The following is a 7,432-nucleotide window of genomic DNA, read 5'->3' as shown; positions in this document are numbered from 1 at the left end:
TTATTTGTCATTTGTCATTTGGTCATTGTGATTTAATCTTTTATATCTCACCTGCAGCCGTCCGGTAAAATCGTCGACCGCCACCCGAGCCTGAACGTCGAATACCCGTTTCAGGTTCTGCGGGGTGAACACCTTATCCGTAGGGCCGGCAGCCACCACCCGGCCCGCTTTGACCATGACGATTTCTTGGCTGTATGCCGATGCCAGATTCAGGTCCTGAAACACAGCGATCACCGTGCGCCGTTCCATCTGAACCAGATCAGCCACGCGGTCCAGCAGCGTCAAGGTGTGGCAGACGTCCAGGTTGGCTGTAGCCTCGTCCAGAACCAGCACCGGTGCGTCCTGGGCCAGGGCCCGTGCAAAGATCACCCGCTGGCGCTCGCCCCCGCTCAGCGACGTGATGGGGCGATCTTTGAATGCCAATACATCGCAGTCGGCCATGGTCCGGACCACCCGATCCACATCTTCGGCGGAAGGCGCCCCGAATCGGGGTGTATGGGGGTATCGCCCCATGAAAACCACCTCTTCGACCGTAAAAGGAAAATTGATCCCGTAATCCTGGGGCACCAGCGCAATCTGCCTGGCCAGCGCCCGCTTGCCGTAATCGCCCAAGGGTCTGCCGGCGTATTGGATCTGGCCTTGATGGGGTGTAATGTGCCGGCAGATCAGGTCGAGCAGCGTGGTCTTGCCGCAGCCGTTGGGACCGATGATGCCGGTAAAACGGCCGGTGGGCAGGTCCAGGTCCAGGCCTTCGAAAATGGTCCTGCCCGGGTGGGCGAAACCGATGCCGCACAGTGAAAAACCCACGTTTAGAATCCCCTCCCACCGGTCTGGCGTTTGCGGAACAGGTAGCAGAAAAAGGGACCTCCGATCAGCGCAGTGAGCACCCCGATGGGAATTTCATGGGGCAGAACGGCCCGGGTTACCGTATCGGCGCACAAGAGCAGGATCGCCCCGCCGAAAAGGGACAGGGGCAGCAGGCGACGGTTGTCCGGCCCGACCAGGGCACGCATCATGTGGGGTACCAACAGACCGACGAAACCGATGATGCCCGAGACGGACACGCAGGCTGCCGCCACCAGCGAGGCCGTAACGAGCAGGATCCAGGGGACCCGACGGGCGTCCACGCCCAGCGAGGCAGCTGCCCGCCGCCCCAGACACAACAGGTTCAGATCGCGGGCGTAAAAGACGAAGACCATCAGCCCGACGAGCAGGAAGGTGCTGGACAGGCCCACGTCGATCCAGGTTTTCGACGCGAAACTGCCCATGAGCCAGAAGATGATCACCGACACCTGCTCATCGGCCACGAATTTCAGGAAACTGATCCCGGCGGAAAGGATAGCGGCGACAATGATACCCGAAAGGATCAGATTGTTGGCATTGGCGCCACCGGCAGACGATGAGAGGTAGACGACCAGGACCAACGTGGCGGTGGCACCGATGAAAGCGCAGGCCGGCACACTGTAGATGCCGGCCACGGTCAGGTTCAGCAGCAGGGCCAGGGCGGCGCCAAAGGCGGCGCCGGCAGAGACCCCCAAGGTATATGGATCGGCCAGGGGGTTGAGCAGGATGCCCTGAAAAACCACGCCGCACAGGGCCAGCCCGCCCCCTACGGCGGCAGCGGTGAGAATGCGCGGCAGGCGGACCTCCATGACGATGACCCGTGTCAGCTCGTCCACGCCGGCGCCGATCCCTTCGTTTCCCGTCAGGCTGCCGACCACCACCCGAAGCACATCCACCCAGGCAATCTTCATGTACCCCATACCAGCCGACAGACTGATGGCCATCACCAGGACCAGAGCCAACAGGCCGGCTATGAGGAGGCCGTGGTTCTGGGCGCGATGGAGGGGCTTGTTGGACAAGGCATTAACCATGGTCGTTTTGGTTTTTCCGGTTCTTTCCCCCTGCGCCAGGCTTCCATACCGCAACGGGATGGTCGTTTAATGTCCGTGGTATGCTTTCATAGCGATGCCGGGGTCATGCGCCGCATCCTGTATAGGTGTGGAACACGAAGATGTCCGCAAGGGTACCCATTGCACCCAGGTATTGGAGCTCCGGCATCACCATGAACTGCTTTAGCAGCCCTTTATTTCCCATCACCGGTCTGCCGGCAACCGGGCGTTCCCATCGAGCCCCAAAACAAAAACCCTTCAAACCTGTCCGTCGGTTTGAAGGGTTGCACCCATTTTACTTGGCCCTCGATATATAGATGGCCGACAACCCTTTTCCAAGAAGGGCTCTCCGGCACACATGCAAGGCAGGTCTTCTGGCTTCCCCCAATCCGTTGTGCGCCTTCCCACACCGGTATCCCGGGACAGTGGCATATGGCTCAGCGGAATCCTTCCATCCAAATGAAAGGAAAGAGGGTTACAGCGGCGGGACCGCTCCCGGTTTTCACGGGATTCCCTATTAAGCGAAACGCACCTATGTCTCCGCTTGTAGGTTAAATCCCCGGCCCTGTCAATGCATATTGAAAAAGGTCATCCTGTGGTTGAAAACGACAGGATGATAGTGGTATGGCTTACGGTTAGTAATTCCCGTAAACGGAAGGCAAACCTGGATGGGGATCTTAAGAAAATATCATGTGGCCTCCGGGTCTCTTGAGGTCGGCGCTACGCAACCCCGCATGCTTCAGGCTTTTTTAGGCACCTGCGTGGGTGTGGCCGTGTTCGATGCGGCTGCCGGCGTCGGGGGAATCATCCACCTCTTGCTGCCGGAGCCGGGCAACCGGTGGAGCATGGACCAGCCCGAAAAGTATGCCGCCACAGGGGTGCCCTTGTTTTTGAGGCAGTTATTGGATCTGGGTGCAACCCGCGAAAGTATGCAAGCGGTCGTGGCCGGGGGCGCATTGGTGGGCCCGTTGACCCCCCAGGACATGAGCCTGGACATCGGCGGCAGAACCGCTGAAAAAGCGTATATCGCTCTCCACTCCGAGGGTATTGCGGTCAAGCGCGCAGAAACGGGCGGTTTTTTCACATGCTGCCTCGAATTAGACATGCAGCGGTGGACATGCGAGATCAGACCGTCCGGTTTTGACGTCTCCTTGAATAACCCGGGTTCAATAAAACCCGTCTCCGATGACGTCCAACAGGCCATCGAAACCATCCGGCCCATCCCCCAGGTGGCCCTGAAAGTGCTGCGCATCATCGAAGACGGCACTTACGATATCGAAAAAGTGGCCGAAGAGGTGAAAAAGGACCAGGTCATCAGCGCCAGAACCATCCAGCTGTGCAATTCGGCCATGTTCACCAAACGTCACGACGTGGTGTCCTTGGATCACGCACTGGTGTTCCTCGGCCAGGAACTGTTCATCAAGCTGGTTATCTCGGCAGCCGTGCTAAGCTATTACAGCCAGAGCGGCAATGGATACAGCCTGTGCAAGGGCGGCCTTTACCACCATGCTGTCGGCACGGCCATGATCGCCGAAAAAATCGCCGGCAGGACCGAAAAAGCCCTGCCCGGCGTTGCCTACACGGCCGGGCTGCTGCACGATATTGGCAAGGTGGTCCTGGATCAGTATATCACCGGCGCCTATCCAATGCTCTATCGCGAATTTCAGGGGCGCCAGTCAGAAATTATCGATGTGGAAACCCGGGTCCTGGGTATGGATCACACCCGGGTGGGAGAAATTCTGGCAAAAAATTGGTCCCTGCCCGCCTCGCTCGCCAATGCCATCCGATACCACCACCGGCCGGAGGAGAAAAGAAACGGCGATCCCCTGACCACCATCGTCTACCTGGCGGACCTGCTCATGTCCAGATTCCACACCGGTCTCGAACTGGAGCGCATGGGCACGGACCACCTCGCCGATCACCTGTCACGGCTCAACTTGTCCTCCGGGCAGCTAGGCGACCTCGTGGACCTGATTCCGGGAAAAGTCTTTAAACCGGCCACAGAAACGACAGGAAACCCCGCCCATGGATGAGAACAGACAGGCCCAGCTGAAACAGCTGCCCGGGGTGGACCGCATCCTGGAGTTTGGTGCGGACGAAGGGCACTTTGACCACATTCCCAAATCGGTGCTGATTCCAGCTATCCGAAGTGCCATCGATGCCCTCAGGGCCCAAATTATAGAATCGGACGTCCCGCCGGACAGCAGTTGCTTCTCCCGCATCACCCTGGTTGCGGAAGTTAAAAAACAGGCCGGACAAACCATGGCCTTGAAGCTTAGACGCACCGTCAACGCCACCGGCGTCGTGGTTCACACCAACTTAGGCCGCTCCCTGCTCTCCCCGGTGGTGATGGGAAACCTGGCGGCCATCTCCAGCCGCTATTCCAATTTGGAGTTTGATCTTAAAGCAGGGCGTCGCGGATCCCGCTACAGCGCCGTGGAAGGCATCCTGTGCGAATTGAGCGGGGCTCAAGCCGCCATGATCGTGAACAACAACGCCGCAGCCACACTGCTCTGTCTGGACACCCTGGCCACAGGCCAGGAGGTGATTGTCTCACGCGGTGAACTGGTGGAAATCGGCGGGTCCTACCGGATTCCGGATGTGATGGCTAAAAGCGGCGCAATTTTAAAAGAGGTAGGGACCACCAACCGAACCCATCCCCGTGACTACGAAAATGCCATCGGTGAACGGACCGGACTGCTGCTCAAGGTCCACACCAGCAACTACAGCATCGTTGGCTTCACGGCCGCTGTTTCCCTGCCCGATTTGGTGTCTATCGGCCGGCGGCACGGCCTTCCTGTCATGGAGGACCTGGGCAGTGGCACCCTTGTGGATTTCTCCAAATACGGCCTGATCAAGGAACCCACCGTCCAGGAGTCCCTGGCCGCCGGTGTTGATGTGGTCACCTTCAGCGGCGATAAGCTGCTGGGCGGCCCCCAGGCCGGCATTATTTTGGGGGGCCGGCGACACATCGACCGGATAAAGGCCAATTCGCTGACCCGGGCCCTGCGTATCGATAAAATGACCCTGGCGGCCCTTGAAGCCACCTTGCAGCTTTACCGGGACGAACCTCAGGCGATGCAACAGATTCCCACCTTGAGAATGCTTACGTTGCCGCTGCCCGTAATCCAGGGGCGGGCTGCTGAATTGAAATCCCGTCTCGAGCGGATTCCCGGCGCGCGGCTAAAAGTGGAATTGCTGGACATTTCCTCAAAGGCCGGAGGCGGCTCACTGCCGATGCTGGATCTGCCCAGCCGCTGCCTGGGCGTTACGGTAGACGGAACGTCAGTCAATGCCGTTGAACGGTGGATGCGCAGCAGCAATCCGCCCATCATCGGCAGAATCGAAAACGACCAGTTCATCGTGGACCCTCGAACCCTGCAGGAAGAAGAGCTGGATATTATTGAAAAGGCCTTTGCAGACATGCTGGCCGTCGGCACCCATGGAAGGTGAATGAATGGCAGGACACAGTTCGAATCTGTTTAAACATCGCAGCACGACACAGGAATTCCTCTTTTCCCATTCCGATGACATCCTTGATCACGGTCCTGCACAGGCGGTGACCCGCCGGAAAAACGCCGCGGCCGCCTCCCCCGACCCCCGTTTTTCCGACATGCAGGACCGCGAGGGGCTGGTCAACGCCATCGACTCCCACATGGCCTCCTCCTCTGCGCTGTGTGCGATCGCAGTCAAAATCGAAGGCGCGGAAGAATCGGGCATTCCGGAAGATGCGGTCGTTGCCATTGCCACGCTCTGCCGCGCGCATCGAGGACACTGGGCGCGGATCGGTCCTGATCGATTTGCCTGCGTGTTTCCTCATCTTGCCGCAGTCGACGGACACGCGCTGGCCCAACATCTCTTAAACACATTCCCAGATGCGGACCATCCGCCGCTTACCGCTGGCGTCGCGGCCTACCCGACCATCAACTACGTTCGCTCGCAACTTATCGAGAATGCAGAGAAAGCGCTCGAACATGCCTCTTTTTTCGGTCCCGGTACGATTACCGATTTCGATGCGGTAAGCCTGAACATCAGCGGGGACCGCTACTACCAGGCAGGTGATATTGACAGTGCCATCGCTGAATACAAGAAAGGGTTGCTGCTCGATCCTGCAGATGCGAACCTGCATAATAGCCTGGGGGTGTGCCACGGGGTGCGAAAGGATTTCGACAATGCCCTGAGCGCCTTTGAAAATGCGATATGGCTATCCCCGCGAGAGGTGATGGCCATCTATAACAAGGGTTATATCCTCTTGCTCCAAGGAAACCTGGAACAGGCGCTGGAATGCTTCCTGAAGGCCGATACCTGCGAGCCAAACGTTTTTGAGGTGATTTTTCACATCGGCCAAACACTCGTTGAGATGGGCGCAAACGAAAAAGCCCGACCTTACCTGGAAGCCGCTACGCTTGCCAACAACCGGTCCGGTCCGGCATTTAAAAGCCTCGGCGCCTGTTTGGACAACCTGGGTTTAACCAAGGAGGCCATCCAGGCCTACAAGAGCGTGGTGAAGATCAACCCCGGTGATGCGGAATCTCTATCGCTTTTAGGCCGGCTCTACACCGAGCGGGGGGAAAGCCTGGATGTGGCGTCGGTACTGTGCGAACAGAGTGTTCGACTGGCCCCGGACAACGGCCTCTTCAGGCACCGCCTGGGTCATGTATTCCTGAATCAGGGAAAGTTGAACCATGCCCTGGCCGAGTTTGAACTGGCCGCGGCCATGGGCCATGACAGCCAGCTGCAGATCGAAGAGACGCAGGACCGTATGACGGCATCCAGGGCCTGTTGAAAGGATCCGCAAAGCACCACTTCGTCGGGACGCCTGATGGTTTGACCAAACATGAACGCTGGAGGTTGTTAAGGGCACTTTCGTGCTTAATTTATCATGTCCACCGGGTCAATGGACCCATAACGGCAAGCGCAATTCCTGTCGACCATGACTGGCAGCGGAATCGCTTGAACCATAATCGTTTAATGTCAGTCATGAACAAGGAGTAACCGTTCCATGCCCATCTATGAGTACCACTGCAAGGGATGCGGTGAAGATTTCGAATATCTGGTGTTGGGCGGCAGCGAACCGGATCAATGCCCGGCTTGCAAGGCCGATTCGGTCTGCCGACTCATGTCCACCTGCGGGTTTGTCAGCAAAGGCAGCGGTGGCCAAACCGTGAGCACATCCGCCTCATCATCGTCATGCACCGGTTGCAGCGCTTCCAGCTGTTCCGGGTGTGGTCACTGATGGCCGGCGGCACCATCGCCATCGGCACCCGTGGCAGTCAATTGGCCCTGTGGCAGGCCAACTGGGTAAAAAGGTCCATCAGCCGCCACCATCCAGGTCTCTCCGTCGAACTGGTCATCATCAAAACCAAGGGAGACAAAATCCTCGATGTTCCGCTGGCCAAGGTGGGCGGAAAAGGATTGTTCGTCAAGGAGATTGAAGAGGCGCTGCTGGACGGGCGCATCGACCTGGCCGTGCACAGCATGAAGGACATGCCCGCCGACATTCCCGACGGACTTTGCATCGGCGCGATCCCCGAGCGGGA

The 7,432-nt window shown here is 58.4% G+C and carries 6 protein-coding genes, 1 pseudogene and 1 riboswitch; of the genes and pseudogenes, 5 read left to right on the top strand and 2 right to left on the bottom strand.

Translation table 11 applies throughout. The features are described from left to right. Complete coding sequence (locus ABYV26_RS16710; RefSeq protein ID WP_372682493.1) at positions 1-807, bottom strand: ABC transporter ATP-binding protein; 807 nt, start codon at positions 805-807, stop codon at positions 1-3. Positions 808-809: 2 nt separating this feature from the next. Further along, complete coding sequence (locus ABYV26_RS16705) at positions 810-1,874, bottom strand: FecCD family ABC transporter permease (protein ID WP_372682492.1); 1,065 nt, start codon at positions 1,872-1,874, stop codon at positions 810-812. A gap of 364 nt (positions 1,875-2,238) precedes the next feature. Next, positions 2,239-2,443: riboswitch (cobalamin riboswitch) on the bottom strand. Between the two features lie 117 nt (positions 2,444-2,560). On the opposite strand from ABYV26_RS16705, the gene ABYV26_RS16700 reads away from it, so the two are divergent. The 5 genes and pseudogenes from ABYV26_RS16700 to ABYV26_RS16680 form a co-directional block, all read left to right on the top strand. Next, complete coding sequence (locus ABYV26_RS16700) at positions 2,561-3,925, top strand: HDOD domain-containing protein (protein ID WP_372682491.1); 1,365 nt, start codon at positions 2,561-2,563, stop codon at positions 3,923-3,925. Next, positions 3,918-5,345, top strand: a complete 1,428-nt coding sequence (gene selA, locus ABYV26_RS16695) for an L-seryl-tRNA(Sec) selenium transferase (RefSeq protein ID WP_372682490.1) — start codon at positions 3,918-3,920, stop codon at positions 5,343-5,345. The genes ABYV26_RS16700 and selA overlap by 8 nt, the downstream gene beginning before the upstream one ends. 4 nt (positions 5,346-5,349) lie before the next feature. After that, entirely contained in the window at positions 5,350-6,678 is a 1,329-nt protein-coding gene (locus ABYV26_RS16690; RefSeq protein WP_372682489.1) for a tetratricopeptide repeat protein, read from the top strand. 216 nt (positions 6,679-6,894) lie between these two features. After that, positions 6,895-7,128 carry a zinc ribbon domain-containing protein gene (locus ABYV26_RS16685; protein WP_372682488.1) on the top strand — a complete coding sequence of 78 codons (234 nt, stop codon included), beginning with the start codon at positions 6,895-6,897 and terminating at the stop codon, positions 7,126-7,128. Beyond that, positions 7,128-7,432: pseudogene (locus ABYV26_RS16680) on the top strand (hydroxymethylbilane synthase); the annotation flags it as partial. The gene ABYV26_RS16685 and the pseudogene ABYV26_RS16680, both read left to right, overlap by 1 nt.

The organism is Desulfosarcina sp. (genome assembly GCF_041551955.1).
GTDB lineage: Bacteria > Desulfobacterota > Desulfobacteria > Desulfobacterales > Desulfosarcinaceae > Desulfosarcina.
The sequence above is the reverse complement of the archived record's forward strand: the minus strand, read 5'-3'. Positions and strand labels throughout refer to the sequence as shown.

Excerpts from the sequence above, each read along its gene's own strand:
- ABYV26_RS16705 (WP_372682492.1), bottom strand. The coding sequence starts at position 1,874 with ATGGTTAATGCCTTGTCCAACAAGCCCCTCCATCGCGCCCAGAACCAC.
- ABYV26_RS16700 (WP_372682491.1), top strand. The coding sequence starts at position 2,561 with ATGGGGATCTTAAGAAAATATCATGTGGCCTCCGGGTCTCTTGAGGTC.
- selA (WP_372682490.1), top strand. The coding sequence starts at position 3,918 with ATGGATGAGAACAGACAGGCCCAGCTGAAACAGCTGCCCGGGGTGGAC.
- ABYV26_RS16690 (WP_372682489.1), top strand. The coding sequence starts at position 5,350 with ATGGCAGGACACAGTTCGAATCTGTTTAAACATCGCAGCACGACACAG.
- ABYV26_RS16685 (WP_372682488.1), top strand. The coding sequence starts at position 6,895 with ATGCCCATCTATGAGTACCACTGCAAGGGATGCGGTGAAGATTTCGAA.